The sequence below is a fragment of the Saccharomonospora sp. genome, assembly GCF_027317685.1.
GTDB lineage: Bacteria > Actinomycetota > Actinomycetes > Mycobacteriales > Pseudonocardiaceae > Saccharomonospora.
This window is the reverse complement of record NZ_DAHVQP010000007.1, coordinates 1-26,727: the sequence shown is the minus strand read 5'-3', so window position 1 is coordinate 26,727 and position 26,727 is coordinate 1. Positions and strand designations below refer to the sequence as shown.

At 66.3% G+C, this 26,727-nt stretch carries 21 protein-coding genes and 2 tRNA genes; 8 read left to right on the top strand and 15 right to left on the bottom strand.

Annotated elements, in window-relative coordinates; genetic code table 11:
* Positions 1-265: 265 nt before the first annotated feature.
* Positions 266-342, bottom strand: a tRNA-Leu gene (locus tag M7H19_RS00590).
* A 177-nt stretch (positions 343-519) separates the two neighbouring features.
* Between M7H19_RS00590 and M7H19_RS00585 the strand changes: the two genes are divergently transcribed.
* Positions 520-741 carry a DUF3618 domain-containing protein gene (locus M7H19_RS00585; protein WP_298175735.1) on the top strand — a complete coding sequence of 74 codons (222 nt, stop codon included), beginning with the start codon at positions 520-522 and terminating at the stop codon, positions 739-741.
* 60 nt (positions 742-801) lie between these two features.
* Here the strand turns inward: M7H19_RS00585 and M7H19_RS00580 are convergent, their stop codons facing one another.
* Positions 802-1,278, bottom strand: coding sequence for a hypothetical protein (locus M7H19_RS00580; RefSeq protein WP_212757311.1), 477 nt, complete (start codon positions 1,276-1,278; stop codon positions 802-804).
* Between the two features lie 177 nt (positions 1,279-1,455).
* Complete coding sequence (locus M7H19_RS00575; RefSeq protein WP_298175727.1) at positions 1,456-2,073, bottom strand: TetR/AcrR family transcriptional regulator; 618 nt, start codon at positions 2,071-2,073, stop codon at positions 1,456-1,458.
* Positions 2,074-2,153: 80 nt separating this feature from the next.
* On the opposite strand from M7H19_RS00575, the gene M7H19_RS00570 reads away from it, so the two are divergent.
* The gene (locus tag M7H19_RS00570; protein ID WP_298175726.1) at positions 2,154-3,671 is read left to right on the top strand and encodes an NAD(P)/FAD-dependent oxidoreductase; all 1,518 of its coding nucleotides are present in this window, start codon (positions 2,154-2,156) and stop codon (positions 3,669-3,671) included.
* Here M7H19_RS00570 and M7H19_RS00565 read toward each other — a convergent pair.
* The 6 genes from M7H19_RS00565 to M7H19_RS00540 form a co-directional block, all read right to left on the bottom strand.
* Positions 3,634-4,101, bottom strand: coding sequence for a helix-turn-helix domain-containing protein (locus tag M7H19_RS00565; RefSeq protein ID WP_298175733.1), 468 nt, complete (start codon positions 4,099-4,101; stop codon positions 3,634-3,636). The genes M7H19_RS00570 and M7H19_RS00565 overlap by 38 nt on opposite strands.
* A gap of 212 nt (positions 4,102-4,313) precedes the next feature.
* Entirely contained in the window at positions 4,314-5,741 is a 1,428-nt protein-coding gene (locus M7H19_RS00560; RefSeq protein WP_298175724.1) for an LCP family protein, read from the bottom strand.
* Positions 5,742-6,215: 474 nt separating this feature from the next.
* A complete protein-coding gene (locus tag M7H19_RS00555; RefSeq protein ID WP_298175722.1) occupies positions 6,216-8,393 on the bottom strand; it encodes a phospholipase A2 in 2,178 nt (725 codons plus the stop codon).
* 172 nt (positions 8,394-8,565) lie between these two features.
* A complete protein-coding gene (locus M7H19_RS00550; protein WP_298175731.1) occupies positions 8,566-9,753 on the bottom strand; it encodes a GGDEF domain-containing protein in 1,188 nt (395 codons plus the stop codon).
* Positions 9,754-10,666: 913 nt separating this feature from the next.
* On the bottom strand, positions 10,667-11,839 hold the full coding sequence (locus tag M7H19_RS00545) for an MFS transporter (RefSeq protein WP_298175720.1): 1,173 nt from the start codon (positions 11,837-11,839) through the stop codon (positions 10,667-10,669).
* Positions 11,840-12,405: 566 nt separating this feature from the next.
* A complete protein-coding gene (locus tag M7H19_RS00540) occupies positions 12,406-14,235 on the bottom strand; it encodes an AMP-dependent synthetase/ligase (protein WP_298175718.1) in 1,830 nt (609 codons plus the stop codon).
* A 638-nt stretch (positions 14,236-14,873) separates the two neighbouring features.
* Here M7H19_RS00540 and M7H19_RS00535 point away from each other — a divergent pair.
* The 4 genes from M7H19_RS00535 (at position 14,874) to M7H19_RS00520 (ending at position 18,417) form a co-directional block, all read left to right on the top strand.
* Positions 14,874-16,214, top strand: a complete 1,341-nt coding sequence (locus tag M7H19_RS00535) for a protein kinase (protein WP_298175715.1) — start codon at positions 14,874-14,876, stop codon at positions 16,212-16,214.
* A 131-nt stretch (positions 16,215-16,345) separates the two neighbouring features.
* The gene (locus M7H19_RS00530) at positions 16,346-17,500 is read left to right on the top strand and encodes a hypothetical protein (RefSeq protein ID WP_298175713.1); all 1,155 of its coding nucleotides are present in this window, start codon (positions 16,346-16,348) and stop codon (positions 17,498-17,500) included.
* Positions 17,490-18,104, top strand: a complete 615-nt coding sequence (locus tag M7H19_RS00525) for a methyltransferase domain-containing protein (RefSeq protein ID WP_298175711.1) — start codon at positions 17,490-17,492, stop codon at positions 18,102-18,104. The genes M7H19_RS00530 and M7H19_RS00525 overlap by 11 nt, the downstream gene beginning before the upstream one ends.
* 118 nt (positions 18,105-18,222) lie before the next feature.
* Entirely contained in the window at positions 18,223-18,417 is a 195-nt protein-coding gene (locus tag M7H19_RS00520; RefSeq protein ID WP_298175709.1) for a PspC domain-containing protein, read from the top strand.
* Positions 18,418-18,470: 53 nt separating this feature from the next.
* On the opposite strand, the gene M7H19_RS00515 is transcribed toward M7H19_RS00520, so the two are convergent.
* Both M7H19_RS00515 and M7H19_RS00510 read right to left on the bottom strand, forming a co-directional pair.
* The gene (locus M7H19_RS00515; RefSeq protein WP_298175707.1) at positions 18,471-19,301 is read right to left on the bottom strand and encodes a pentapeptide repeat-containing protein; all 831 of its coding nucleotides are present in this window, start codon (positions 19,299-19,301) and stop codon (positions 18,471-18,473) included.
* Positions 19,302-19,393: 92 nt separating this feature from the next.
* A complete protein-coding gene (locus tag M7H19_RS00510) occupies positions 19,394-20,218 on the bottom strand; it encodes a hypothetical protein (RefSeq protein WP_298175704.1) in 825 nt (274 codons plus the stop codon).
* A 232-nt stretch (positions 20,219-20,450) separates the two neighbouring features.
* On the opposite strand from M7H19_RS00510, the gene M7H19_RS00505 reads away from it, so the two are divergent.
* Positions 20,451-21,425, top strand: a complete 975-nt coding sequence (locus M7H19_RS00505; RefSeq protein WP_298175702.1) for a nitronate monooxygenase family protein — start codon at positions 20,451-20,453, stop codon at positions 21,423-21,425.
* A gap of 255 nt (positions 21,426-21,680) precedes the next feature.
* Here M7H19_RS00505 and M7H19_RS00500 read toward each other — a convergent pair.
* Positions 21,681-21,753, bottom strand: a tRNA-Lys gene (locus M7H19_RS00500).
* 207 nt (positions 21,754-21,960) lie between these two features.
* Here M7H19_RS00500 and M7H19_RS00495 point away from each other — a divergent pair.
* Positions 21,961-23,148 (top strand): Ig-like domain-containing protein, encoded by a 1,188-nt coding sequence (locus tag M7H19_RS00495; protein ID WP_298175700.1) that lies wholly within the window; start codon positions 21,961-21,963, stop codon positions 23,146-23,148.
* Positions 23,149-23,305: 157 nt separating this feature from the next.
* Here M7H19_RS00495 and M7H19_RS00490 read toward each other — a convergent pair whose 3' ends face one another.
* From M7H19_RS00490 to M7H19_RS00480, 3 genes are all read right to left on the bottom strand, one after another.
* Positions 23,306-24,448 carry an acyl-CoA dehydrogenase family protein gene (locus M7H19_RS00490; protein WP_298175698.1) on the bottom strand — a complete coding sequence of 381 codons (1,143 nt, stop codon included), beginning with the start codon at positions 24,446-24,448 and terminating at the stop codon, positions 23,306-23,308.
* Position 24,449: 1 nt separating this feature from the next.
* Positions 24,450-25,319, bottom strand: coding sequence for a 3-hydroxybutyryl-CoA dehydrogenase (locus M7H19_RS00485; protein ID WP_298175696.1), 870 nt, complete (start codon positions 25,317-25,319; stop codon positions 24,450-24,452).
* A gap of 462 nt (positions 25,320-25,781) precedes the next feature.
* The coding region (locus M7H19_RS00480; protein WP_298175694.1) for an SLC13 family permease at positions 25,782-26,727 on the bottom strand (946 nt) is incomplete at its 5' end.

Sequence of the window (26,727 nt, the reverse complement as noted above, 5' to 3'; positions counted from 1 at the left end):
CCCGACACGGCCACCCTCACGGAAGTCGCCGAGCACATCACCCACGTCATCGACTCCGGCACCGATCAGACCCGCAAAGCCCTGATCGAAACCCTCATCGCCGAAATCAAGATCACCAGCGCCAGCACCATCGTCCCCGTCTTCCGCATCCCCCAGCCCCACGCCGACGGGACGGCCGAGACAGCAGCAGACACACACGAAGCCCTGGCCAGCGACAACGCGCCAGCCAGGGCCAGTAAGGAAGGTGTTCGTGCAATGACTAATTTGGTGGGCCCGGTGGGACTCGAACCCACACTGGCACGGACCTAAACCGTGTGCCTCTGCCAATTGGGCTACGGGCCCGATGCGTGCAGCCTAACTCCTGGCTCCCGGCGCCGGTGCGGGCGGTAAGGCGTTGGTGTGCCGCCGCGCCGCCGACGTCGGCTGGGTCACACACTCGTCGGCGTGGCCGGTGAGGCGCGTGCCGTCGTGGTGATCTACCGTGACAGCACTGCGAACAGTGCTTTTCAGGGAGGACACGTGGCGCGCGACCCGGAGACGATCGAACGCGACATCGAGAAGGCCAGGGAGGCGCTTGCGGCCACCCTGGACCGCATCAGCGAGAAGGCGGACCCGAAACAGCTCGCCGACTCGGCGCGGAGCACTGTCCAGGCCAAGCTCGACGAGCCGAAGATCAAATACTCGTTGCTCGGTGGGGGATTGCTGCTCGGCTTCCTGCTGCTGCGCAAACTCCTGCGCTGAAGACAGCTCCAGGACAGCGCCGAGCCGGGCTGAGACGTCGCGACCGGCTGAAGTGACGTCTCAGCCCGCGTGCGCGTAGCTGTGGTGTGCCGCCTCCGCGGGGCTGTGGCTCAGTTCCTTACGCGGCACCGTCGGAGCCGCGGCGGAAGTGGTGTTCCCCTGGTCCTCCTGGCCCTCACCCTCGTCCTGCCGGGCCTCGTCCGCCTGAGCCTCGGAAGCCGCGGTGTTTTCCTGGTCGGTGTTCTCGGCGCTCTCGGTGTCCTCGGCCGTCTCCGTCCTGTCCTCGGTCGTCCGGGACAGACGCGCGGTCATGTAGGCGGAGGTGAACTCGTAGGCGCTGCCGTTGAGCAGGTGCACCACCGTCGGCTGGGTGCCCTCCGGCACGAGCTGCTCCACGAGCTGGTCGGCCCGGTCCCTCGCGGCGATGAGGCCGGACGCCTCTCCGTTCAGCGTTTTCCCGAGACCGGACACGGTGACGGTCCAGTCCCCGTCACGTCGCACATATTGCGCGGTGATTGTCTGCACCACCTGATTCATCCCCTCTCACGACAGGGGCGGCGTTCAGCAGAGCGTTCCCCTGACTTTATGACGATGATTCAAGTCTGTAACGGCCCCTGGGACACAGCAACAGGACCCGGCGGAAAACGCTACCCAGAGTGATAACACTCTCAGTTAGTCGCTACGAAGAGTGAGGTTAAGGTCTCGTAACGTCGATCAAGGGCGCGCAAGGTGACGGATCCCACCCCACAGAAGGCTCATGGTGTAGTCGGCGGCGGCCTGTGGAGTGATTTCCTCGTTCTGCTCACACCAAATGGCCAACCGCTCGCAGCCGCCCACCACGAACTCCGCCATGGCGTGCGCGAGCGCGGGATCCGGCACGTTCAGATAGGCATCCATGAGGTGCGCGATCAGGTCGGTCTGCTGTCGGCGAGTGGCTTCGAGCTCCTCGGCGGCCGAGGTGCCGATCAAGCTCATCTCGTGGCGCAGCAGGGACCACGCCTGACGGCGATTGCGGGCGAAGGTGAAGAAGGCCAGAAGGCCCTGGTGGAGGGCGTCCTCCGCCGTTGTCGTGCCCAGCACGGACTTCTCGGTGGCCTCGCGCAACTCCGCGCGGGCGGCCTGGATGCAGGCGAGCAGTAGGCCTTCCTTCGACTGGAAATACTCGTACAGCATCGGTTTCGAGACGCCGACCCGCTCTGCGATCTCGTCCATCGACGCCGCGGCGTAGCCGCGTTCGGCGAACACGGTCTCGGCCACCTCGATCATCTGCCGTTCGCGTTCGGCGCGCGGCATTCGTTTGCGTCGTGCGGGGGGCTTTCCAGTCGCGCTCACGATCGTTATCCTACTCCCAGTAACTTACTATCGGTAAGGTGTACGCCGGGTAACACGAACCGTCGCATGGAGGCACGGACATGGGTAATCGCACCGAGACGGGCGTGGTCGTCGTCGGAACCGGATTCTCCGGCCTCGGCATGGCGATCCAGCTGCTCAAAGACGGACGTGAAGACTTCGTCGTACTGGAGAAGGCCGACGAGGTCGGGGGTACATGGCGCGACAACACCTATCCCGGCTGCGCGTGCGACATCCAGTCCCATATGTATTCGTTCTCGTTCGAGCAGAACCCGCACTGGTCGCGCTCCTTCTCGCCGCAGCCGGAGATCCTCGACTACCTGCGTGGCGTCGCGACGAAGTACGGACTCTACCGATTCATCCACTTCGGCCAGGAGATGACGGGAGCGCGGTGGGACACCGACGAACACCGGTGGCATGTCACGACCGCCGGCGGTGACGAGTTCGTGGCCCGCTACCTCGTGTGCGGGGTGGGGGCGCTGCACATCCCCCAGATCCCCCAACTGTCCGGCATCGAACGTTTCCAGGGCAAGGCGTTCCACTCGGCTCGGTGGGACCACGACTACGACCTGCGGGACAAGCGGGTCGCCGTGATCGGAACCGGCGCCAGCGCCATCCAGTTCGTGCCCAAGATCGCGGAACAGGTGCGGGAACTGCGCCTCTTCCAGCGCACACCGCCCTGGATCATGCCGAAGCCCGACCGCACCATGCCCGACTGGGCCAAACGACTGTTCGAGCGGGTGCCGCTCGCTCAGCGGGTCTACCGTGACCTGCTCTACTGGTCGCTGGAGCTGCGGGCCGTGGGCTTCAACGGCGATCCGCGCATCATGAAGATTGCGCAGAAGATCGCGAAGCGGCACATCGACAAGAGCATCTCCGACCCGGTGCTGCGGGCCAAGCTCACGCCCGACTATGTGATGGGCTGCAAGCGCGTGCTGATCTCCAACGACTACTACCCGGCACTGGCGCGCGACAACGTCGACGTCATCACCGACGGCATCGCCGAGGTCACCGAGACCGGCATCATCGACAAGGCCGGAGTGGAACACGAGGTGGACGCCATCATCTACGGCACCGGGTTCCACGTCACCGACGCCTTCGACGACCTCGACATCATCGGTGCCCAGGGCACCAACCTCGGCAAACAGTGGGCTGAACAGGGCATGCAGACCCACCTCGGCATCACGGTCACAGGCTATCCGAACCTGTTCTTCCTGCTCGGCCCCAACACCGGCCTCGGGCACAACTCGGTGGTCTTCATGATCGAGCAGCAGATCCGTTACATCGCCGAGGCCATGCGCTATGTCGAGGACCACGGCGCCGACGCCATCGAAGTCCGCGCCGACACGCAAGCCCAGTTCAACGCCGACATCCAGCGCAAACTCGCCAAAGGCATCTGGACCCGGGGTGGTTGCACGAGCTGGTACCTAGACTCGCAGGGCGTCAACCGGACCGTCTGGCCGGGGTTCACCTGGCGGTACTGGTTGCGGACCCGCAAACTCGAAGCCTCCGACTTCCGGCTTCACCGGCGCGCCAAGGCCGTTACAGAGCGGCGGCTGACAGCTTCTTCAGCCGGGTGAGCAGCTCCTCGGTGTGCAGGCCGCACAGCGCCGCGAGTTGCTCCAGCGTGGTCTGGTCGAATCGGACGTCCGCGGAGCCACCCGCGGCGAGCCTGCCCCGCGCCCACCGGCGCAGCGGCAGTAGTTCGGGCTGTTCGTCCGCGACGACGTCGGCCAGGTTGACCCTCACCTGGCCGCTCTCGTGGGCGAACAGCCTGCTGTGGACACGGGCGAGCAGATTCTGCGGCAATTCGTCCATCGCGAGGCAGAGCTCGGCCAACCGGACCACCGAGCACTGACGGGTCCCCAGCTCGTAGGTCGCCAGCGTCTGAAGCGAGATACCGCTCTGGAGTTTCTCGCCCAACTCTTTGCGCGTCCAGCCGCGCTCGGTTCTCAGCTTGCGCAGTTCCTCGCCCAGGATTCTCTGGTACGTGTCGGCGTCGATCAACAGTGGTGCCCCCTGACCATCTTCTTTCCGGCTATGTCGTTTCTATGACATGTGAATGGTCGGAGAGCCCCGCGCTTACGCGGGGAGCCGGAGAAAACCCCACTGATCCGCCATAGATGCTCCGAACGGAGTATCCGATTGGTCGAATCGGCGTCAGCCGAAACGGGGTCGCTCCGGCCGGGGCCACCCCGAGTCGGTGACCGAGGGTTCGGGGGTCAGTTCACACACACCACGCCGTCGGCTGTGATCGGTTGTTCGGTCGACTCGTCCCCGGCCTGTCGAGGCGCTTCCGGCATCGGGGCACCCGGGGCGTTGCCGCCCCCGGCGGGACTACCCGGCATGGAGTTGCCGTTCTGTTGGTAGTCGGGGGCGAGGAGCACTCGCACGTGGCCGGAGCTGACGTCCGCGTTCTCCTCCACGGGGATGTCCTTGTGCAGGGCCTTGGCCACGGCTTCGGCGGAGGCCCGCTCGCCGGAGGCGGACTGCACAACACTGGTCTGCCTCGGCACCTCGTTGGCCACTTCGCCCTGGACGAAACCCTGTTCGACCAGCGACTGCGCCACGCTACCCGCGAGTCCTTGGATGTTCGACGTGTTGTAGATGTCGACGGTGATCTCCTCCGGAGCGGGAGCCTGCGACGTTTCGGGCTTCTTGCCGGTGAGTTTGGCCACGAAGCTGCGCACCTCGCCTGGATCGACCTTGAGGGCGAGCCCGTCGGGAGTGTCGTATTCCGGGTTCTCGATCGGAATGGTGTGGAACTCGAGCTGACCGCCGGTGAAGTCCTTCATCTGCTGGGCGAACGACAGGATGTCCCAGCCCTTGTTCACCACCACCGACTTCTTGACGGCCTCGACCAGCCGGTTCAGCTTGCCCGGGTCCGTCAGCGTGCCCGCCGACACCACTTTGTTGGCCAGCCCGGCGAGGAACACCTGCTGGCGGACGATCCTGTCGAGGTCGCCCCGCAGCAGTCCGTGTCGTTGCCGGACGAACGCCAGAGCCTGCACGCCGGAGATCGACTGCTTGCCCGCCTTGAAGTCCGCTCCCGAGTACGGGTCCTGGGTCGCCTGGTTCAGGCACACCTCGACCCCACCGATGGCATTGGTGATGTCGTAGAAACCCAGCAGGTTGATGGAGGCGTAGTTGTCGACCGTCTGGCCCGTGAGTGCTTCGACGGTCGCGATGAGGGTCTTGGCGCCCTCCTGGTTGCTGCGGACCTCGAGTTCCTGCTCGTCGGTGACGCCTTCCTGGCGCAGCTGTTCCTTCGCGGCAGCCTTACCGCGCGCGTACGCTGAGTTGATCTTGTGTTGGCCGAAGCCGGGAACGGTGACGTAGGAGTCCCTCGGCAACGACAACGCCACCGCCTTGCTGCCGTCGTTGGGAATGTGCACCAGGATCAACGTGTCGGTGTTGAGCTCGCCGTCCGCGGCACCGGCGTTCAGTTTGGCCAGCATCTCCTCGGGCAGCGGGTTGCCCTGCGCGTCGATCCGGCTGTCCATGCCGACGAGCAGGATGTCGCGCGCCCCGTCCTCCGGCAGCTCGCCCGTGTCCTCCCCGATGACGTCCGCCATCGTGAGCCCGTCCACCAGGCCCTGCATGGCCGCCCAGGCATAGCCGGTGATGGTCAGCACCAGCACGGAGACCATGGTCAGGGCGATGCGTACACCGACCCCCCTCTTGTGGTCCCGCGACAGGGCGGGGGCCGTCGTGATACGGCCCTCACTCGGTTGCCGCGTGGCCCGACGGCCTGCGCTGTCCTGGGCACCCGCGGGGCGACGTTGCGCATCGTTCGCGCCCCGCGCTCCGGAACGAGGGCCGCGGGACGGAGGGGGCTGTCTGCGGCCCGGCTGTCTGCCGCGGGCACGGTCCGCGCCGCCACGAGGCGGAACACGTCGAATCCGTTCCGCGTCTCGATCCGGTCCTCGGCGCGAAGGTCGGGGGTGGCGCGGGTCGTCTCCCGGCGGTCGTTCCACGCCAGCGGCTCCTTTCCGTCGCTGCTCTCCCGACGTGCCTGCACGGGCCTCTCACTAGGAACAGACGTGTGGAAACGGGGTGCGGTTGTCGTAGGGTGCCACATGGAAGCGCGAAGACACCGATGCCACCCCGCTCGTTTCCCTTCTTCAGGTTTTCGTTCTTCGATCGGGTGAAAGCAGCGTGTTCACCCCTGTCGTGGCCGCCGCGACCACGGCGACCAGGCAGGCCGTGGTGTGCACGGCCATGCCGAGCGCGTCGGGGGAGGGCTCCGCGGTCACCGACAGCAACGGCGGAATGCACGCCGCGATGGCGAGTAGCCACGTTCCTGGGGTTCCGGTGGAACCCGTGTGCACGCTGTGCAACAACGACATTCCCAGCAGTAGGTGAACCAGGCTCTGCACCGGGTCGAGCAACAACCCCTGTAGACCGGGCACCTCGGTGCCGAGTGTGGTGAGCGCGAAACCGAAGAGCCCGATGAGCGCGAAACCCGCTCCGACGGCCGTCGCGGCGTGGGACAGCATGCGGTCGAGACCACTTTGTGTGGAATTCCATACCGACACGGGGGGAGTGCGATACCACATGTGCCGCTCGAATCCCAGGAACACCAGCACGGCGGGGCCTACGAGGAGCGCGGTCGCCAGCAGAGCGCGGGGCCGTAGGAACCGGCCGAGATCGGGCCCGAGACTGGGCAGGTACACGGCCGCGACGAGCAGCAGCACCGCGGTGAGGAAGAGCAGGTACAGGCTCATCGGCAGACGCGAGGCGAGCCCCGCCGACCGCAGGAGCTCGGGTCGGCGCGCCACCCGCGCCAGGCGCGCCCGGAACAGGCCGAGGAACGTGAGCTGGGTCAGCCCGATCAAGAGCACGGACGTCATCGGGCCCGCCAACACGGGCGGAGCCTCGGCGACCCCGAGCATCGCGAAGGGCAGCGCACCTGCCGCGACACCGATCACCAGCGCACCGAACGCGGCCCCACCACTCAGGACCAGCTGTCGACGGGAGGGGACGACCCCGTCTCGGTGAGCGAAAGCGGCCTGCTGGGCCAACAACGCGAGCGCCAATGCCCCCGCATGGTGAGGCCACGACGAGATCGTGTGCGTACTCAGCCACTCCGCCCCCACCAACAGGGCGACCAGCGTCCCGAAGACCACGCGAGGTGCGTGCCGATGCAAAGCCAGCATCAGCGGGGTGAGGAACGTCGTGAGGAGATAGAAGCCGAGGAGCCACAACGGATGCAGCGCTATCCGCACCACCGCGTCGATGGTCGAGGGGGGCACCCGCAGCAGCTCCAACGCCAGGGGCAGGCTGAACGCGACGACCGCGAACACCAGCGTCAGCCGCAACAACCGGCTGGCCCGATGGGCGAGGTAGGTACGGACGTCACCGCCGGCGCGAACGATCGCGGTCCAGGTCGCGGCGTTGGTGTGTCCCGCAGCGAAGAAGAACACCACTGCGGTCTGCGCCGACCACGTCAGTGGCCACAACCAGTCGGGATCCGCTCCCGCCCACTGGGCCAACGCCACGGTCGACTCGCCGAGGATGAGCACACCCAGGCTGCCGACGCCGAGGAGCGTCCACGGTCCGGCGAGAGCGGTCGGCCTCCTCCCATCCGTCCGTCGTGGAGACGCCCGCTGTGTCCGGGCCGATTCGGACAGTGGGCGGCCACGGAGTCGATGCCACAGCAACACTCCGATGACCGCCACGCCTGCCAGCAGTGGAAGCACGGGCTCGCCGACGGGTGGCCCCCACCGTTGGTGCCAGGAGTTCACCACGAGCCCTGCCGTGTAGACCGCGGCGACACCCTGGCACAGCGTCCGCGACCCTCGCGGGTTGACGTCGCACGTGGTGTACATGTCCTCGGACAGGCGCTCGTCGAGCGCCTCCCGCAATTCTGGTCCGAGCGGTCTGCCCTTCTTCTCCGCGTAGCGCAGCAGGTCGTACCCGAGGTCGTGGGAACGGCACGGCGTTCCGAAGTCCCATCGGGTGCTGTCGTCCCCCCACGGCGCGGAACAGCCGCCGCCGATGTGCACGGCCCTGACCGTGCCGTCGAGCGCGGTCTGTGTCCCGATTTCGACGCCCGTCACCGTCACGAAGTCGTGTGGCAGCGATGCCAGTGCCTCGGCGGACCGTCCGGGGTCGAGCAGGGCTTCGATGGCCTTCTCGGCGTCGGCCACGTCTCCGTCGACGAGGCCCGCGGCGGGGACGGCTTGCGACCGTGACGCCACGAGACCGAAGCCCACCACAGCGAGTATCAGCACGAGTAGCCGGACGGCACCGCACAGCAGGACCCGGTGGCGAACACGCGGTTTCCGGCGGACGGACATGCCCGAAAGGGTGACAGTGCCGGAATGAGGCGATTATTCGGGGCCACATTGCGCGCCCGGCCTCGACCACTGATGTGCCGGGTTCAGTTGATGTGCCGGGTTCAGTACTCGATACGTGGTCGACGTGGTCGGCCTCGTCGAGACCTCGCACATATCCCGCCCCCTCGTCCTGTCAATGGGGGACAGGGGCGAAGCTGATGCGATTACGCCCGGCTTCCTTCGCGTCGTACACCGCGGTGTCGGCGGCCTGGAGCAAGCCGTCGAGGTCGTCGGCGTGCCGGGGGAACATGGCTATGCCGATGGAGGCCGTGCGACCACTGATGGTGGCCTGGGCGCCCCGTTTGTCCGTGGTGGGAATCCGCAACGCGGCGATGGTGGTCCGGACTCGTTCGGCCGCGAGCTCGGCGGCTGCCGCATCGGCGTTGGGGAGTAGCAGCAGGAACTCTTCGCCGCCGAACCGGCCGACGAGGTCGGCGGGCCTGGTGACACTGGACAGAGCGTTCGCCACCGCGGCGAGTACATCATCGCCCGCCGGATGTCCGAACGTGTCGTTGATCTGTTTGAAGTGGTCGAGATCCACCATGAGCACGGCCAACGCGTTGCCCGAGCGTCGGACACGGTTGAGCGCACGCTCGGCCGACTCCGTCCATCCGCGCATGTTGAGCAGGCCCGTTTTAGGGTCGGTGACGACGGCGTCCTGTAGTTGGTCGAGTTCGGCGAGTCGGTTGAACACCACGGTCACCACCGCCATGACGATCACGGCGGGAGGCATGGTGACCACCAATACGGCGGTCACGGCTCCGAGCCCGGTGGTGATGGCCTCCAACAGGTTGTCGGCCTTGCTGCCGAGTACCGTCCGGACAGTCGGCGAGGGAGAGCCGAGAGCGAGGATCCCGCCCACGTAAAGGACCTGCACTCCCTCGTACACCAAAGCCGTGATCAGGATGAGTCCGAATTCCCGTAGTGACCCGGTGGCGGTGAGTGTGATCCAGTCCTGCGGTCCCATCGCCGTGTAACAGAGATTGGCCAGTGCGGCCGCGAGACCGTGGGCGAGGGATGAGTAGATGAAATTGTGCGCTGGTCTGCGCGCGGCGAACCAGCGTTGAATCCGGATGACGACGACCAGTAGCACCGCGAGCGTGGCGGGAAGGACCAGCGTCGCGGGGAACACCCATACGGCCGTGAGGTCGATGAGGACGGTCTTCGTGCGGTTTCGACGCCGCTCCTCTTGACGACGTGTCAATTGCATGTGGGCCGTCGCGCCCGCCGCGAGAATGGCGAACTCGAGCCAGTCCGACCCGGTGGGCAACGGCGAATGCGCGAACGCCGCCGCGAATCCCGCCACCGACAACGCTTCCATGGTGATCAGGAAGACGACGAACCGTCTCGGCCTGGTCCACAGAGCCCAGTGGCGGGGCAGGAGTGACCGACGGTCCTCGCGGCGGCCGGAGCGATTGTCCTGTGAGCGCGTCGGCTTCGATCCCCTGGTCACGGCCCCGCTGTCCGGCATATCCGGCATAACGATTCCTGGCGACGGCCGATCCTGTGGAATGAGCGGCACTCGCCAATCCTCTCGCGCGTGTCGGTCACGTGGGCCAAGTCGGCTCGGTCGTGACGACCGGTCCGGCGAAGTCCACGACGGGACAAGACATCGTCAGTGATCAGTATCATCTCACCGCGCTGAAAAATCGTGTAGACGAGCCCACTGGACTGTAATGTGGGAGCAGTGCCGGTGAGTTGTCTCGAAAGCCGTTTTCGACCTCGGTACGAACTCGACCGCGAGGGGAGGTGTTCTCCCTTGTCCGACCGTGACTTCTGACCTACAACTGGAGAACCGACGGCAGTGTCGTCCTGGGGAGGTGTCTGATGTCTGACCGTGATTTCTGAAACTTCTGATTCATTTGTCAGCGCAAGTGCAAGCGCTTTTGAGCGAGCTGCCGCTCTTATCGCGGGGAGGTGTTCACCGTGACCGACCGTGACTTCTGAAATCGCAAGGTGCCCGTCGTCATCGACGATGGGGAAGGTGTGCTGTGACAGGCCACGAAGGCCGAGTGTTGTTCGTCGCGCGGTCATGGTTCGCACTCGAGTCACCTCTGGTCACTTCACGGCGTGAGGTGTGCCGCGTTGCCGGTACGTAACTTCTGATTACGAGTAACCCTTCTCGCCCGACTTCACGCCGTGAACGCCACGGCACAATCAGGTGGTCATCGCGACGATCGCGACGATCGTGGACGGACCGCGGGCGAACGTCGACGAACTTCCGCTGGTTTTTGTCACTGGGACTTCAGAACGCGGCCCCAGGACAGGGCGACCGGGATCGTGAGTACGACACCCGCCGCCCCCGCGAGAGCGATCGTGGTCGTCGCGGAACCGGTGAGATCCGCGACCACACCGCCGAGTGCGACACCCAGACCCTGCGTAACCCGGAGGCCGGTGCGGTAGACGCCGCCCGCGCCGCCGCGCAATTCGTTGGGGACCCAGGTGATGAACGTGGCACCGACAGTGATGATGTAGGCGCCCGCGGCGCCAGCGGACATCAGCAACAGCAAAGCGAAAGGCAGGGTGGGTGCCGCGGCGAAGCCGATGAGCACCGCGGCAGCCACCGTGGCCAGTACCCCCATCAGCCGTTTGCGGTTCTCGGCGGAGACGAACCGCGAAAGTACGAACGTCCCGAGGACGAAACCCAACGGATCAGCGGCCAGCAGCCACCCCACGGCCTGTTCCGAAGCGCCGATCTGGTCGGCGAGCGGGGCGGCGAGCCCTTCGGGAATCACCGCGAGACCCACTAGCCACGACAACGCCAGCAACACTCGCAGGCGGCGTTGACCCCATACCCAGCGCACGGCGCTGAACCAACCGTCGCCGGGATCGCCGGGAGCGGGACGCTGCCGCACCGAGAGCTGCACCAGTATCGCGGCGATGAGAAAGGTCAAGGCATCGAGGGCCAGCGCCCACGAGGGGCCGAGCGACGTGACCAGTATCCCCCCACCACCGAGGCCGATGAGCATGCCGATGTTGGTGGTGATGCCCCGTAGATCTTGACTACGCAGATACAACTCGTCGTCGGTGAAGACCTCCCTGGTCAATGCGTTCTGCGCGGCGTTGGCCGGGGCTCCGGCCAACCGTGCCAGCACGACCAGCGTGACGAGTACCGCGAGCGGTGTTCCGGGAATCGCCATGGCCCCCACCAGCACGGCCTGGGTGACGAAGGACGCGACGAGCACTGTCTTGCGGGGATACCGGTCGGCGATCTGGGAGAGTCCGAGTCCACCCACGAGCGCGGGGAGAAAGGTCAACGCGTACACCACGGCAGCCCACAGCGCCGACCCCGTGCGGCCATACACCACGATGGACAGTGCCACCGTCGTCAGATGGTCGCCGAGGACGGACTGAGCCTCTGCGAACCACAGAGCCCGGAATTCACGGTTACGGAGCGCGTCACTCATCCGGGGCGCTGCCGTGGTAGTTACCAACTTCGTCACCCTGTGCCGAATCGGTTACGTATTGCGACGTCGGCGCCAACGTTAGTTTTCTTCACAATGACGTGGAGCCGAACATCGGACGTTGCCCGGAACGGACTAACGCTGACTCGGGGCACTCCTTCGGGCTGTGCGTGTCAAGACCTCGTCCACCGGCCATGTCCCGAGGCCGACCATTGTCCGCTCGTTCGGGGCAGCGCGTTCCCGTCCAGTCGAAGACCTCTTCGGACGTGATCGCCGTCCTCGAGTCCGTCGGAGTCCGAATTCGACGCGTCCGAGGACGGCAAAGCCGGTTCGGGGTATCGCCCGGCATGGGCGGCCGTTGAGCCACGGCATCGATCTGCAGGTCGGCGCGAGTCGACGTGATCGCGCGTTCACCACGGTGGCCCGGGGCGACCCGGATCGTGCGGGCCGGGAATGGGCCACCGAGTTTCCCGTCGCCGGGTCGGTGCCGTGGTGTGTTCGTCGTGAGGGGCGTTCGAAACGTTTCTGAAACGGCTGAAGCGACTTGAGTCCAAAACCGCCTGAAACGGTCAACTGGTGTAAAGCGCGTCGATGTCCGCTCGGTACCGCTCGGTGATGACGCGGCGTTTGAGTTTCAGTGTCGGGGTGAGTTCACCGCTGTCGGGTGTCCACGCGTCGGCCAGCAATTGATACCGCTTCACCTGCTCGACCCTCGCCAACCGCTCATTGGCCGAGTCGACGGCCCGGTCGATCTCGGCTCGCACGGCGGGGTGCTCGGCCAGAGCGGCGAGGTCGTCCCCTTCGATGCCACGGGCCGCCGCCCACGGGAGAGCGATCTCGTCGTCGAGCACGATGAGTGCCGTGAGATAGGGCCGTTCGTCGCCGATCGCGATGGCCTGCCCGATGAGCGGGTGTTCCTTCAACAGGCCTTCGATCTTGGTCGGGGCTATGTTCTTGCCGCCGGCGGTGATGATGAGTTCCTTCTTCCGGTCGGTGATGGTGACGAATCCGTCGTCGTCTATCGAGCCGATGTCACCCGTGGCGAACCAGCCGTCGGCGTCGGTGGCCGATTGGATAGACCCGTCCTCCTGGAGGTAACCGAGGAACACGACGGGGCCTCGCACCAGCAGTTCTCCGTCGTCGGCGACCTTGACCTCCACGTCGGCGATCGGGCGGCCCACCGTTCCGGCTTTGAAAGCGTCCGCGCAGTTGCTCGTGACCGCCCCCGTGGTCTCCGACAGCCCCCACACTTCGTGGATCTCGATCCCGAGCCCGGCGATGAAGTACAGCACTTCGAGGGGCAGCGCGGCCGCGCCGCTGGCGGCGAAGACGAGTTCGTCCAGGCCCAACATCCGGCGGATCGGGGCAAGTACGGTGCGGTCGGTCTCCGCGATGCGCTCCGCCAACTCCGCGGGGACCTCTTTGCCCGCGCTGCGCAGTTTGTAGCCCTCCTGCAACAATTCGTTGGCGGCGAGCAGGGCCTTGCGACGGTCCTCGGGGACACCGGTGAGCATGTTCTTCAGTCCCGCCACCATCTTCTCCCACACCCTCGGCACGCCGAAGAGCGAATCGGGCCGGACGCGGCCGAGTGCGGCGACGATGTCACCCGGATCGGCGAGGGTGTGTACGTGGCCTGCGTGCACCACGGGCATGTAGATCGACAGCTCTCGTTCCGCCACATGTGCGAGCGGCAGATAGGCGATGTTCGAGACGTGTGGGGGAGCGTCGTGCCGCGAGTACACGGCGATGGCCTCGTGAATGGCGTTGCGATGTGACAGCACCACCCCCTTCGGCGTTCCCGTGGTGCCCGACGTGTAGATCATCGACAGGGGATCGTCGGTTTTGATCTCGTCGGTCAACCGTTCGAACGTCGACGGGGACTCCGCGTGCAGCGTGGCCCCTCGATCACGTAGTTCCGCGTAGTGGACGAAACGTTCGTCGTCGAATGTGGCGTCGTCGTCGAGAACGACGATGTGACGCAGGGCCGGGAGGTCGTCGAGCACCGGTCGCCACCGTTCCAGCTCTTCCTCGCCCGCGATGACCGCGATCGGTGCGGCGCTGTGGTTGACCACATAGCGGATCTGATCGCTGCTCAACGTCGAGTAGGCGGTACACGGGATGGCGGCGAGGTTGGTGGCCGCCAGGTCGGCGATGATGTGCTCGGGACGGCTCGGCGACATGATGATCATGCGTTGGCCCGCGCGGAGGCCGAGGTCCGCGAGTCCGTGTGCGACGGCGGCGACCTGTTCACGCAGTTGCGCCCAGCTCAGTGTCGGGCTGTCGGGATCGTCCAGTGAGGTCAGGGCCGGGAGGTCGGCGAACTCGGTGGCATTACGGCGGAGCAGCTTGGCGATGGTCTGGCCCTCGATTCGGGCCGTAACGGATGGCTGAGTGGTCAACGCTGTCCTCCTCATGTCCGTGAATCCACCACTCTATGTAATGAAGGTCACTTTTGGGGAGGGGTGGCCGAGGCTGGATGTCGCACGGCGGGACTTCTTCGTCGACGGGGTGTGGTCGTCTCCCCGGCGCCGATGGCGGTTCGACCTGTCGCTCTGTCGTTTCCGGGGGGCCGGTGTTCCGTCGAGGGTTTCGCGTGTCGGTATCGGGGAACAATCAGCGAAGGGCGTCGATCGGGTCGGCGAGAAATTGTCTTATCTGGACAATTTCTCCGCTGGGAGAACGTGGTAGTGCTACCGAATTCGCTGACCTCGCCTTTCGAGGATGATGGTGTGCTGAATTCGGTGTGTCGATTCGTTCGACGCCTGGTGTCGGTGCGGGTGTGGGCCGGTGAATTCGACTTCTTCGCGACAGGGTTCCGCGTCCCGTGTTCGCGTCGGCGGGGTTTTGTCGTGGGTCGTCGTTCGTCTTGACTGGCCGCGGCCGAGCGGCTTTAAGTCCATTGTGGATGATAATCCGTTCGGGGTCTATCGGCTCTCATCGCGGCGAAAGCCGGTTTCAATCCACGCAAGCCGTGGTCGTCTGAATACTATCGGTGACTGCGTTGTCTGTTGTGGGCTCCAGAACAGGAGGGACCGTCGTGAGCGGCGAGGGTGAACTGGTCGCGGGACGGTACCGCCTGTCCTCGTCTCTCGGACGTGGAGGCATGGGAGTCGTGTGGTGCGCCCACGACGAACGACTCGACCGGCTGGTCGCGCTGAAAGAACTACGCACCGGCCTCGGAACCGGTGATATGGCGCACGAAGCCGCCATGGCACGCGCCATGAAGGAAGCCCGGGTCGCGGCGCGTCTACGGCACCCCCATGCCGTCACCGTGCACGACGTGGTCACCCACGGACACATCCCTTGCCTGGTCATGGAATTCCTCCCGTCCCGCAGTCTCTCGGCGATGGTCACCGACCGCGGCGTGCTCTCGCCGGGAGAGGCCGCCTCCATCGGCTCGCAGGTGGCGTCGGCATTGGCGGCGGCGCACGAGGAAGGCATCGTGCACCGTGATGTCAAACCCGAGAACGTGCTCGTCACCGAGGGTGGGCTCGCGAAAATCGCCGATTTCGGTATCTCCCAGGCCGACGGTGAGGACACCTTCTCCAGGCACGGGACGATCGCGGGAACACCTGCCTACCTGTCGCCCGAGGTCGCCGACGGGGCGCAGGTGGGCCCACCGTCGGACGTCTTCTCGCTCGGCGCGACGTTGTACTCGGTGATCGAGGGAAGCCCGCCGTTCGGAGAAGCGGAAAGCACTATCGCGCTACTCGTGCGCATCGTGCACGCTCAGCCCACCCCGCCACGTCGGTCAGACCCGCTGACCGAGTTGTTACTGGCGATGTTGCACCGGGACCCGGGTAAGCGGCCGACGATGCGGCAGGTGCACGAGGAACTGGCCGCGGTCGCCGATGAGCACTCCGCAGCTGAATCGTCGTCGTCTCCGTCGTCGCCGTCGTCCTTCCCTCCGCGGCACACACTGTCGTCGCCGACGAAAGGGCGAACGCGCGTGTCGAGCCGCACCGTCCTCACGGGGTTCGTGGCGATGACCCTGGTGTCGGTGGGCATGGTGTTCGGCGCCGTATTGAACACCGGGGGTTCGTCCGACAGTCCCGTGGCGCTGTCCACGGGTTCACGATGCCTGGCCGAACTGCAGGTCACCAACCGCTGGCCGGGTGGTTACCAGGGCGAGGTCACCGTCGTTCCCGAGAACGGCGGCATCGTCGGATGGAAAGTGCACTGGGAGCTCCCCGAAGGACATACTGTCAGCGAGGTGTGGAACGGCACACCGTCACGCAACGGCACGACCATGTACGTCCACGACGCGGGCTGGAACGCCGCCGTGGAACAGGACACGACGGCGACATTCGGCTTCGTCGCCCGTACCCGCCCCGGGGCCGAACCGAGCGACCCGACTCTGAACTGCGGGACGAACTGACGAGGCGTCCCACCACCCCGCGTGCGTGGGCGCGAGGCGGGCCGATGCCGCCGCACGACGTCCCCATCGCGTAGTCGACGACCCCTGTGGGTAGTCAGCGCGAGCGAAGAGGACGGGGAGAAAGGAAAGGCATGGCATCGGCCCATGACGAGGCCTCGGACGAATCCTCCGCTCACGACGGCGACCGGACCGTGGTAGTGGGACTGCTGTGTGACCCGGGGCTGCCGAGCGAGGTGGTGAGGAGATTCACCGACGACCTCGAAGCGGACTTGTCCGTCCACGTCACCGACGAGGTCGAGTGGGACGTGCGGATGCGGACCGAACCACTGCGAATCGACGACGAAGACCAGTTTCCGCTGGTGAACCTGTCGAAAATAGTCCTGCCGAAGTACAAATGGGATCTGCTGGTGTGCGTCACCGACCTCCCACGACGGATCGGTACGCACCCGGTGGTGGCCGACATCAGCGTGAGCAACGGAGTGGCTCTGGCCTCCCTGCCCGCACTCGGCGTATGGCGTATGCGCAGGCGGTTGTACGACACGCTGATCTACCTGGTCGGAGAGCTGGGCAAAAGCAGCCTCCTGAGTGTTCGAGCGGGACGTGAACGGCGCGAGGCGGGCAGCAGACTGAAGCCGGTGCGCTGGGTGGACCACTCCGATGCCGAGATCGAAGTGAGCCTGGCTTTGGTGGGGTGGCGCGGACGGCTGCGTCTGCTCGCCGGGATGGTGCGGGGCAACAAACCGTGGCGGCTGGTGCCCGAGCTGTCCACGGCGCTGGCCGCCGGTTCCGCGGCCGCGGCGTTCGGCATCTTCTACGGCAGTATCTGGACGCTCGCCGACGCACTGAGCCCCTTTCGGCAGGTGTTGATCAGTCTGCTGGCGATCGCGTCGATGGTCACCTGGCTGATCCTGTACAACCGCTTGTGGGAGCGGCGCTCGTCGTCCAGGGAGAAAGCGATCCTCTACAACGTGTCCACGCTGGCGTCGTTGTTGTTCGGTGTCGCCGCGGCCTATTCGGTGTTGTTCGCCGTGACTCTCATGGGGGCGCTCACCGTGATCGATCCGGGATATCTCGAACAGTCACTGGGGCACCCCGTGGGGATCGTCGACTATCTCAGACTGACGTGGTTGTCCAGCTCACTGGGGACCTTCGCGGGAGCCCTCGGTTCCAGCCTCGAAAGTGAGGAGGCGGTGTACCGTGCCGCCTACAGCATGCGGGAACGGCAGCGACGACAGCGCGCCCGGGAACAGCAGGAACAGGAGGCGCGCGAGCACTATGGGGACTGAGGGAGCCCAGCCCGAGTCAGCGGGGGAGGAGTCTTCCGACCGGCTGCGTTGGAACGCCCGGTACCTGCGGAGTGCACCGGGTTTCGCCCCGCACCCGCTGGTCGCGGAGGCGTTCACCGCCGGAATGATCGACGGGCCGGTGTTAGAGCTGGCGTGCGGCCGGTCGGGTAGCGCGCTCGCCCTGGCCGAGGCGGGACATCGGGTCGTCGCGGTGGACGTGTCGGACGTGGCGTTGCGTCAGCTCGCCACGGAGGCGCGGCGGCGCGGCGTGGGGGACCGGGTGTTCTGTGTCCAGTCGGACCTCGCCACGTTCGTGCCTCCTCGCGAGACGTTCGCGTTCGCGTTGGCGACTTTGTTCTGGGACAAGGCCGTGTTCGACATCGCGTGCGAGGCTGTGCTGCCCGGGGGACTACTCGGCTGGGAGGCGCTCGCCCGGATGGACGAGGAGGATCCGTCGGCGCCGTCGCGTTTCCGCGTGCCTCACGGAGCGCTCGGCACCGCTTGCGGACCGGGATGGGACGTGCTGGTGGAGGCCCTCGCGAAGGAGTCCGCAGGAGCACGACCGCGTAGGTCGACCCGGGTCTTGGCCCGACGCGGTGAATGATTGTCGGGTGCCGTCGCGGCGGGCTCGGACGTCGCTGATCGCGGATCCGGGATAAATGGTGGTTCGCTCCAGGGTTTGCCCTGATGCGGTGCCGCCGTGCTCGCTCGACACTGGGGGCATGACTTCATCCACCGCTACCTTGACCCGGTCGAAACAGAACCGCATGATCGCCGGGGTCTGCGGCGGTATCGCACGCCGCTACGGCTGGCGTCCCAGGAACGTGCGTCTGGCGTTCGTGGTGTCGTGCGTGCTTCCGGGCCCTCAGTTTTTGATTTACCTGGTGTTGTGGCTGTTGCTGCCGCAGGAACCGTGACGCGTCCTTCCGTCGCTTTCCGTCGACCCTGCCGCCGGAAAGCGAGCCGTTCCTCACCAGTGCGGGGGACGTGCCAGGTGGGCGGGCAGTCGTGTGCCCGCATTGCCTCGGGCGGCGTTCACCTGAGCCTGGGTGAGGAAGAAGCCACCTGTGAGGTCGGCTCCTCGTAGGTCGGTGTCGCGCAGGTCGGCGCCGAGGAAGTCGACCGTCCGCAGGTTGGCTCCTCGAAGGTCGGCGGCGATGAGAACGGCTCCGCGGAACGTCGTGCCCCGCAGCGACGCCTTCCGCAGTCGCGCCCCGGCGAGGTCGGCTCCGCGACGGTCGCTTCGGCGACCACACACCCGCGCCCGTACCAGCTCACTCACCCGTGACAGCAAGGTGCCGACGTTCTGCCGGACGGCCGCCACATTGGTGTCGGCGAGTGCGTCGGGACCACCGTCGACGAGCGCGTCGACGCGCTCGAATTCTCGCTTCAGCTCGGTGTGCAGCTCCGCGGCGGCCCGCAGATCGAGCGCCTCCGCCAGGTACCACAAGATCTCGTGCAGGTGGCGGGCCACGTCGAAGGCGGCGAACACGCGCCGGGCCGTCTCCGGATCGTCACGCCAGGTACGACTGTCGAAGACCTCCTGCGTGACCCGTTGACCGGCGCCGAAACAGTCGAACACGGCACAGCCGACGAACCCCCGGCGACGCAGGTCGGTGTGGACCCGGCAGCGGAACGACGAGTCGAGGTTGTGGCAGGGCGTACCTGCGTCCTTGTCGGTGGGAAAACCCGCGGAGGCCGAGAACGGCAGCGCGACGCAGCACAATCCCGCGCAACGGGAGCAGTCCGCCCGTAGGCGGTGCAGCCGGTCCCGGGCGTCGTCGATCGATGTGGGAGACAACGGCTACCACGTCCTCATCGGGGGTGAGGGTCTTGAAACAGCCATTGTCCTGTAGGCCACCGCAGGTGGCGGATCCAGGTCGGGCCTGGTGGTCAGGGCTTTTCGTGGTCGATGTGGCGTACGGATTCGACCGGGTCCGCCGACAGCCAGCCGTGGTCGGTGGGAGGGGTCGCCTCGATGAGACGTCCGAACAGCTCGATCACCGCGTCTTCCAACGCGGCGGCTGTCGGAGTGAGCAGCGCTGTCACTCGGCTGTCGACCGAGGGGGAAGCGCCCACGTCGTGTCGCGTGCAGGCCGCGATGAGCAGTGCTTGTTCGGTGGCCAGGCGCATCCTTCCGCACACGGGGAGGAAGGACGCGGCGATGTCGAGTGTGGCGGCGACGGCCGCGTCGGCGGCATGAGTCGACAGGATGCGGGACAGCGTGGCCGCCACTTCGGAGCGAGGTAGGTCGCGACGGTCCCACGGAGTGGCCGTGTACGCCGTCCACGCCGCGCTGTGCACGGCGGCCAGGGGGCCTTCGATCGCGTCGGCGGCGTCGGCGACCGTCAGCACGGGAGAGCGTTCGGCGAGGCTGACTCGTGCCAGGTCGAGTGCGGGGACCAGCCGTAACCACGCCGGTGTGTACACGCGGACGAGCCAGTCCATGGCGATCAACGACCGTTGCTCGTCGTGGCCGTCGTCCGCCGTGCCCACCAAGGAGGGGACGAACCGTTTGAGCCGTTGGCGTTTGGGATGCGGCAGCCGACCACCGAGCACCGTGGCCGTGGTGAGTAGGACGGGAGAGACGCAGTGGGGCCGGTCGGAGTGTTGTTCACCGGCGAACCACGCCACCGCCTCGGGCAGGCTTACAGACAGCGTTCGTGTCGGTGTCGCCCTCCTCGTGAGGGTTATCGCCCCGAGATCACACGCGTCCATGTCGGCTCCGTTCCCCCACGCCGAACAGATTAATCCTGAAAGCTCTTACGATCTCGGAAACGCGGGACGGCGGGCAATAACGTCACCCGAACAGCCGGACGCGTTTTTCCTTGCTGATGCAATGACGTTGGTCACCGGGGCATGTCCCTCGCGCGAAGGCTCCTCTACTGTCCGGTAGCAGGATTCTACTGTCCGGTAACAAGTGGGTCGGGCGAGTCAGGAGGACCGCGCGGTGGTGCACACCAAGTTCTGCGACGTCTTCGGCGTCGACTATCCGATCGTGCAAGGCGGAATGCAGTGGGTGGGCCGCGCGGAGCTGACCGCGGCTGTGGCGAACGCCGGAGGGCTCGGCTTCCTCACCGCGCTGACGCAGCCCACCCCCGAAGCCCTGGCAGCGGAGATCGCCAGGTGCCGGGAGATGACGGACAAGCCGTTCGGCGTGAACCTGACGATCCTGCCCGCCATCGACCCCCCGCCGTACGCGGAGTACCGCGACGCGATCATCGAATCGGGCGTCGGGATCGTCGAAACGGCCGGGTCGAACCCCGCGGAACACCTACCCGCCTTTCGCGAGGCCGGGGTGAAGGTGCTGCACAAGTGCACCAGCGTCCGACACGCCGTCAAAGCACAGGAACTCGGTGTGGACGGCATCTCCATCGACGGTTTCGAATGCGCGGGCCATCCCGGAGAGGACGACATCGGCGGCCTGGTTCTCATTCCGGCAGCCGCCCAGCGGATCAGTGTTCCGCTCATCGCTTCGGGCGGAATCGGTGACGCGCGAGGGCTCGTCGCCGCGCTGGCCTTGGGCGCGGACGGTGTCAACATGGGCACCCGCTTCGTCGCCACCCAGGAAGCGCCGGTGCACGACAACGTCAAACGCAGGCTCGTGGAAGCCACCGAACTCGACACCGAACTGATTTTCCGTCCGCTGCGGAACACCGCGCGGGTCGCGAGCAACGACGTCAGCAGGGAGGTCGTGCGCATTCTCGACGAAGGTGGACGGTTCGAGGACGTGCGCGAACTGGTCGCGGGCACTCGGGGGCGCGAGGTGTTGCGCACCGGCGACCTCGACGGCGGCATCTGGACGGCGGGCACCGTGCAGGGACTCATCCACGACATCCCCACGGTGGCCGAGCTGATCGACCGCATCGTCATCGAGGCGGAAGCGCTGATCAAGGGCAGGTTGGCCGAGACGGTCGGAGGGTGAGCGGAGGTCGTCGACGGCGGCCGCGGCGCTGTCGCACACGGTAGGGCAAGGCTTCCCCGGCCCGCGTCTCCTTGCGCCTTTCTCGCTTCGCGAGAATGCCGGCTCTGCGCTTTTTTGAGGCTTTTCTCGGAAAAGTCGCTCCAGCGGCAGCGCCGCCCCGTTCTTTCCGGCTCTCGTGTGTTCGGAAAAAAGGGCTTGTCTCGGTGGTCGGCGAAGGCATAAAAAATCCCCAGGCCTTGTGACCTGGGGTGGAAGTGCGCCATCAGGGACTCGAACCCCGAACCCGCTGATTAAGAGTCAGCTGCTCTGCCACTTGAGCTAATGGCGCTTGTCGTTACCGGGTCCGGTGTTTCACCGTTCCCTCTCGGCGACGTGTGAAACATTAGCACGCCCCCGTAGGGCGCTGACACGGGGGCCCCTGTTGAGCGTTGGACACAAGTTGATGAAGTCCATGCACGCGCTGCTACTTGTGCGGCAGACTCGCGGCACGTTCGGGGAGTCCGTGTAACTGAAACGGGTGGTGCTGGTGGCGCGAATGCGTGGTCGTTCGACACGATCAGGTGGTCGCTGGGTCGCGCTTCTGTTGGCGGCGGCCGTCGCGACGGGGTGTACGTCGAGCGCGGCGGAAGGGGGACCGTCCGACTCGCCCGACTCTCCTCCGACCTCCACCCAGCCCCCGAAACCGGTGTTGTTGGCACTGTCGGTGTCCGACGACGAGAAAGACGTCGAACCGGGACAATCCGTGACGGTCCGTGCCGAGCACGGCACCATCACCAAGGCGTCGCTGATCGGAAAACACGGCACACACGTCAAGGACGACCTGCGGGCGGACGGCACGTTCTGGACCACCACGGAACCCCTCGGCTTCGGCAAGACCTACACACTCACCGTCGAGGCGGAGGGCGAGGACGGAAAGACCGTCACCGAGGAATCGACGTTCATCACCACGACCCCCGCACGCACCGTCGCCGTGTCCATCAACGTGTGGGACGACGAGGTCGTGGGCGTCGGTATGCCGCTGATCTTCACCTTCAGCGGGCCGGTGCCCGACCGGGACGCCGCCGAGGAGGCGATCGACATCACCGCCGAACCCGAGACGGAAGGCGATTTCCGCTGGTTCGGCGACAACACGGTGATCTGGCGTCCGAAGGAGTACTGGGAGCCGGGGACGGAGGTCTCTATCGACGCCGAGATCTACGGAAAGGACTTCGGCGACGGCGCCTTCGGTGCCGAGGACAAGGCGGTGGACTTCACCGTGGGCGACAAATTGGTGGCGGTCGCCGACGGTGAGAGCCACGAGATGACGGTGTCGATCAACGACGAGAAGGTCAAGACGATGCCCATCTCCATGGGCAAACCGTCGACTCCCACGCCCGAGGGCACTTACACCGTCATGAGCGAGCACTACGGCTACACCATGGACTCCAGCACCTACGGCGTCCCCGCAGAGAGCGCGGCCGGTTACCGCACCTACGTGGAGTACGCGGTGAGGTTGTCCAACAGCGGCATCTTCTACCACTCCGCGCCCTGGTCGGTGGGTGACCAGGGGAACACCAACGTCAGCCACGGGTGCATCAACCTCTCCACGGGAAACGCCGCGTGGCTGATGGACAAGAGCAACCGGGGTGATCTGTTCACGGTCCGCAACAGCGGGGGAGCCGAGCTCGAACCCACGGACGGTTGGAGCGTGTGGCAGATGTCGTGGGAGGAGTGGCAGAGCTGACCGAGGATTCCTCGAAAGACGTCCTTGTGGAGCTTGTTCACCGGCTCGGTGGTGGGGATCCGCCGGGCCGGCAGGCGCTGAGCCGATAGCGTGGTCCCGGCGACCGTCCGGTCGTGGCGGTTTCCCGAACGGCCGGGAAACCGCCACGACCGACACGTCACTTCAACAGCTGGCGGGCCATGACCATGCGCTGGATCTGGTTGGTGCCCTCGTAGATCTGCGTGATCTTCGCGTCGCGCATCATGCGCTCGACCGGGAAGTCACGGGTGTAGCCTGCGCCGCCGAACAGCTGCACGGCATCGGTGGTGACCTCCATGGCGACATCCGAGGCGTAGGTCTTGGCGGCACTGGCGAGGAAGCTCGCCCGCGCGTCACCACGCTCGGTGGCCGCCGCCGACGCGTACACCATGTGCCGCGCGGCCTCGATCTTCATGGCCATGTCGGCGAGCATGAACTGTACGCCCTGGAACTGGCTGATGGCCTGACCGAACTGCTTGCGCTCCTTCACGTACTCGACGGTGGCGTCGAGAGCGCCCTGCGCGATACCCAGCGCCTGCGCGCCGATGGTCGGCCGCGTGTGGTCGAGTGTGGCGAGCGCCGTCTTCAGACCCGTGCCCGGTTCACCGATGATCCGGTTCTCCGGGATCGTGCAGTTCTCGAAGTAGACCTCCCGTGTCGGCGAACCCTTGATGCCGAGCTTGCGCTCCTTCGGGCCCACCGAGAAACCGGGGTCGTCGGCGTGCACGACGAAGGCCGAGATGCCGCGAGCCTTCTTCTCGGCGTTGGGGTCGGTCACGGCCATGACCGTGTACCAGGTGGACTCACCGGCGTTGGAGATCCAGCACTTGGTGCCGTTGAGCACCCAGTGGTCCCCGTCGAGCTGCGCCCGCGTGCGCATCGACGCCGTGTCGGAACCGGCTTCGCGCTCCGACAACGCGTACGACGCCGCCGCCTCACCCGAGGCGATGGACGGCAGCACGAGCTTCTTCAACTCCTCCGACGCCGACAGCAGGATCGGTTGGGTACCGAGCTTGTTCACGGCCGGGATGAGCGAGGCCGACGCGTCGACCCGCGCCACCTCCTCGATGACGATGCAGGTCGCCACGGCGTCCGCGCCCTGCCCGGAGTACTCCTCGGGAATGTGCAGCGCGTGGAAGCCGGCATCGGTCAGCGCCTTCAGCGCCTCCACCGGGTACCGCTCCTGCTCGTCGACCTCGGCGGCGTACGGAGCGATCTCCTTCTCTGCCAGCGCGCGCACCGCGGAACGGAGCTCCTCGTGTTCCTCCGGCAACTGGTACATCTCATTCTCCCCGGGTGTAGTCGTAGAAGCCGCGACCCGACTTCTTGCCGTAAAGCCCGGCCTCGACCATGCGCTGAAGCAGAGGCGGCGGGGCGTAGAGAGGCTCCTTGTATTCGGCGTACATCGACTCGGCGACGGCCTTAGTGGTGTCGAGCCCCACGAGGTCGGCCAGCCGCAGCGGACCCATCGGGTGGGCGCATCCGAGCACCATGCCGTTGTCGATGTCCTCGGCGGTCGCGTGCCCGGCCTCCACCATCCGGATGGCCGACAGCAGGTACGGGACCAGCAGCGCGTTGACGACGAAGCCCGCGCGGTCCGGCGCCTTGATGACGGTCTTGCCCAGGACCTCGGAAGCGAACTTCTCCGCCTTCTCGGCGGTCTCGTCGCTGGTGAGAAGTGACGGGATCAGCTCGACGAGCTTCTGTACCGGGACCGGGTTGAAGAAGTGCAGCCCGACCACGCGCTCCGGCCTCTGGGTGGCCATCGCCAACCGCATGATCGGCAGCGACGAGGTGTTGGACGCGAGAATGGCGTCCGTGCTCTGCACGATCCGGTCCAGCTTGCCGAACACATCGAGCTTGACGGCCTCGTTCTCGGCGACCGCCTCGATCACCAGTTCCCGGTCGGAGCAGGCGTCCATGTCGGCGGTGAACGTCAGGCGCCCGAGCGCGGCGTCCCGGTCCTCGGCGGACAACTTGCCCTTGTCGACCCCTCGGCCGAGGGACTTCTCGATCCGTTCGCGGCCGGCGTCCGCCGCGGCGGCATTGGCCTCGACGACGACCACGTCGCGACCGGCCCTGGCGGCCACCTCCGCGATTCCCGATCCCATCAGCCCTGCGCCGATCACGCCGACCCGCGTGATGTCACCCATGACGATCCTTCCTGGCTGCTCTCGCGATACCGGCGAGTTTAGTAGGGCGTCCTACTAATTCCTATGGAAGCACATGCGATTCTGCTCTCAGCGGTGGCGGGCACGAGGTAGTCAGCGACTTCGTGCCCGGTTCCCGGTCGAGGTGGAAAGACGAAGAATCCGGACGCGGATGTCGACATCCGGGTTCTTAAGGGAGCCGACGTAGCACGCTCCCAGAACTTCCCCTCGAACGAAAACCCTGGTAACCAGCCGGTATCGGAGAGCCTACCGGGATGCGCGAGAACCCGGCCGCCCTTCGCCGAAGGACGTTCGGGGACCGGTCGTGCGGAAGACCTGGATGGCCTGGACTTTTCCGGCCGCGATGATGCGGGCCGAAATCCGTCGGGCCCTGTCGTGGCGGTCTTCCTCGCCGGATCACCGGCCCGAGGGCACCGACGCGGATGCCCCCGGACCGGTGCGGAGTTACGAGGCGACGGCGAAGACCACCCAGCTCAGGCCGAACGCCATGAAGCCGACCGCGGTGCCGATCACCGTCCAGGTCTTGAGAGTGGTCGCCGTGTCGAAACCGCAGAACCGGCCGATGAGCCAGAATCCGGAGTCGTTGACGTGCGAGAAGGTGATCGACCCGGCGGTGATCGCGACGACGATCGCCGCGAGCGCGATGGAGTTGAGGTCCATCCCGGCGACGGCGGGGGCCATGATCGAACCCGCGGTCGTGGCCGCCACGGTCGCCGACCCCTGCGCCACCCGGAACGCGATGGCGACGAGGAAGCCGGCGAGGATCACCGGCATGCCCGCTGCGTCGAGGCCGTCGGCGATGGTTTGACCGATGCCGGACACGGTCAGGACGTGGCCGAAGGCCCCACCGGCGCCGGTGATCAAGATGATCGAGCAGACCGGAGCGAGGGCATTGTCGACGAGATCCTCGAGCAGGTTGCCCACCTTCTGGCCCTTCCGCGGCCGGATGTAGAGCAGCCACATGGCGACGAGGGCCGAGATGAGCAGGGCCACCGACGTGTTTCCGATCAGGCGGGAGAGCTGGTAGAAGAAGTTCTCCGCCGACACCGTGCCCGACTGCTCCAGCGTGGAGAAGACCGTGTTGAAGAAGATGAGCACGAGCGGGAGCAGCAAGCAGAAGACGGTGGTCCAAAAGCCCGGACGTTCGGACTCGTCTCGTTCCTCGGGCTCGCCGAGGAGATTCGGAACCGGCCAGTCGGGATACCGCTTGGCCAGCAGCAACCCGAGGCGGTAGCCGGCCAGGTACCACGTGGGCAGCCCGACGAGCAACGACACGATGACGACGAGGCCGATGTCCGCCCCCATGACCGTCGCCGCGGCGGTGGGACCGGGGTGCGGTGGCGTCAGCGCGTGCATCATGAGGAAGGCGCCGATCGAGGGCAGGACGTAG

What these genes read in the sequence shown, in the direction of transcription:
- M7H19_RS00560 (WP_298175724.1), bottom strand. Translation starts at nt 5,741, where the DNA reads ATGGTCTCCGTGCTGGTGCTGACCATCACCGGCTATGCCTGGGCGGCC.
- M7H19_RS00525 (WP_298175711.1), top strand. Translation starts at nt 17,490, where the DNA reads ATGGGGACTGAGGGAGCCCAGCCCGAGTCAGCGGGGGAGGAGTCTTCC.
- M7H19_RS00485 (WP_298175696.1), bottom strand. Translation starts at nt 25,319, where the DNA reads ATGGGTGACATCACGCGGGTCGGCGTGATCGGCGCAGGGCTGATGGGA.
- M7H19_RS00490 (WP_298175698.1), bottom strand. Translation starts at nt 24,448, where the DNA reads ATGTACCAGTTGCCGGAGGAACACGAGGAGCTCCGTTCCGCGGTGCGC.
- M7H19_RS00530 (WP_298175713.1), top strand. Translation starts at nt 16,346, where the DNA reads ATGGCATCGGCCCATGACGAGGCCTCGGACGAATCCTCCGCTCACGAC.
- M7H19_RS00545 (WP_298175720.1), bottom strand. Translation starts at nt 11,839, where the DNA reads ATGAGTGACGCGCTCCGTAACCGTGAATTCCGGGCTCTGTGGTTCGCA.
- M7H19_RS00510 (WP_298175704.1), bottom strand. Translation starts at nt 20,218, where the DNA reads ATGGACGCGTGTGATCTCGGGGCGATAACCCTCACGAGGAGGGCGACA.
- M7H19_RS00570 (WP_298175726.1), top strand. Translation starts at nt 2,154, where the DNA reads ATGGGTAATCGCACCGAGACGGGCGTGGTCGTCGTCGGAACCGGATTC.
- M7H19_RS00495 (WP_298175700.1), top strand. Translation starts at nt 21,961, where the DNA reads ATGCGTGGTCGTTCGACACGATCAGGTGGTCGCTGGGTCGCGCTTCTG.
- M7H19_RS00520 (WP_298175709.1), top strand. Translation starts at nt 18,223, where the DNA reads ATGACTTCATCCACCGCTACCTTGACCCGGTCGAAACAGAACCGCATG.
- M7H19_RS00580 (WP_212757311.1), bottom strand. Translation starts at nt 1,278, where the DNA reads ATGAATCAGGTGGTGCAGACAATCACCGCGCAATATGTGCGACGTGAC.
- M7H19_RS00555 (WP_298175722.1), bottom strand. Translation starts at nt 8,393, where the DNA reads ATGTCCGTCCGCCGGAAACCGCGTGTTCGCCACCGGGTCCTGCTGTGC.
- M7H19_RS00550 (WP_298175731.1), bottom strand. Translation starts at nt 9,753, where the DNA reads ATGGAAGCGTTGTCGGTGGCGGGATTCGCGGCGGCGTTCGCGCATTCG.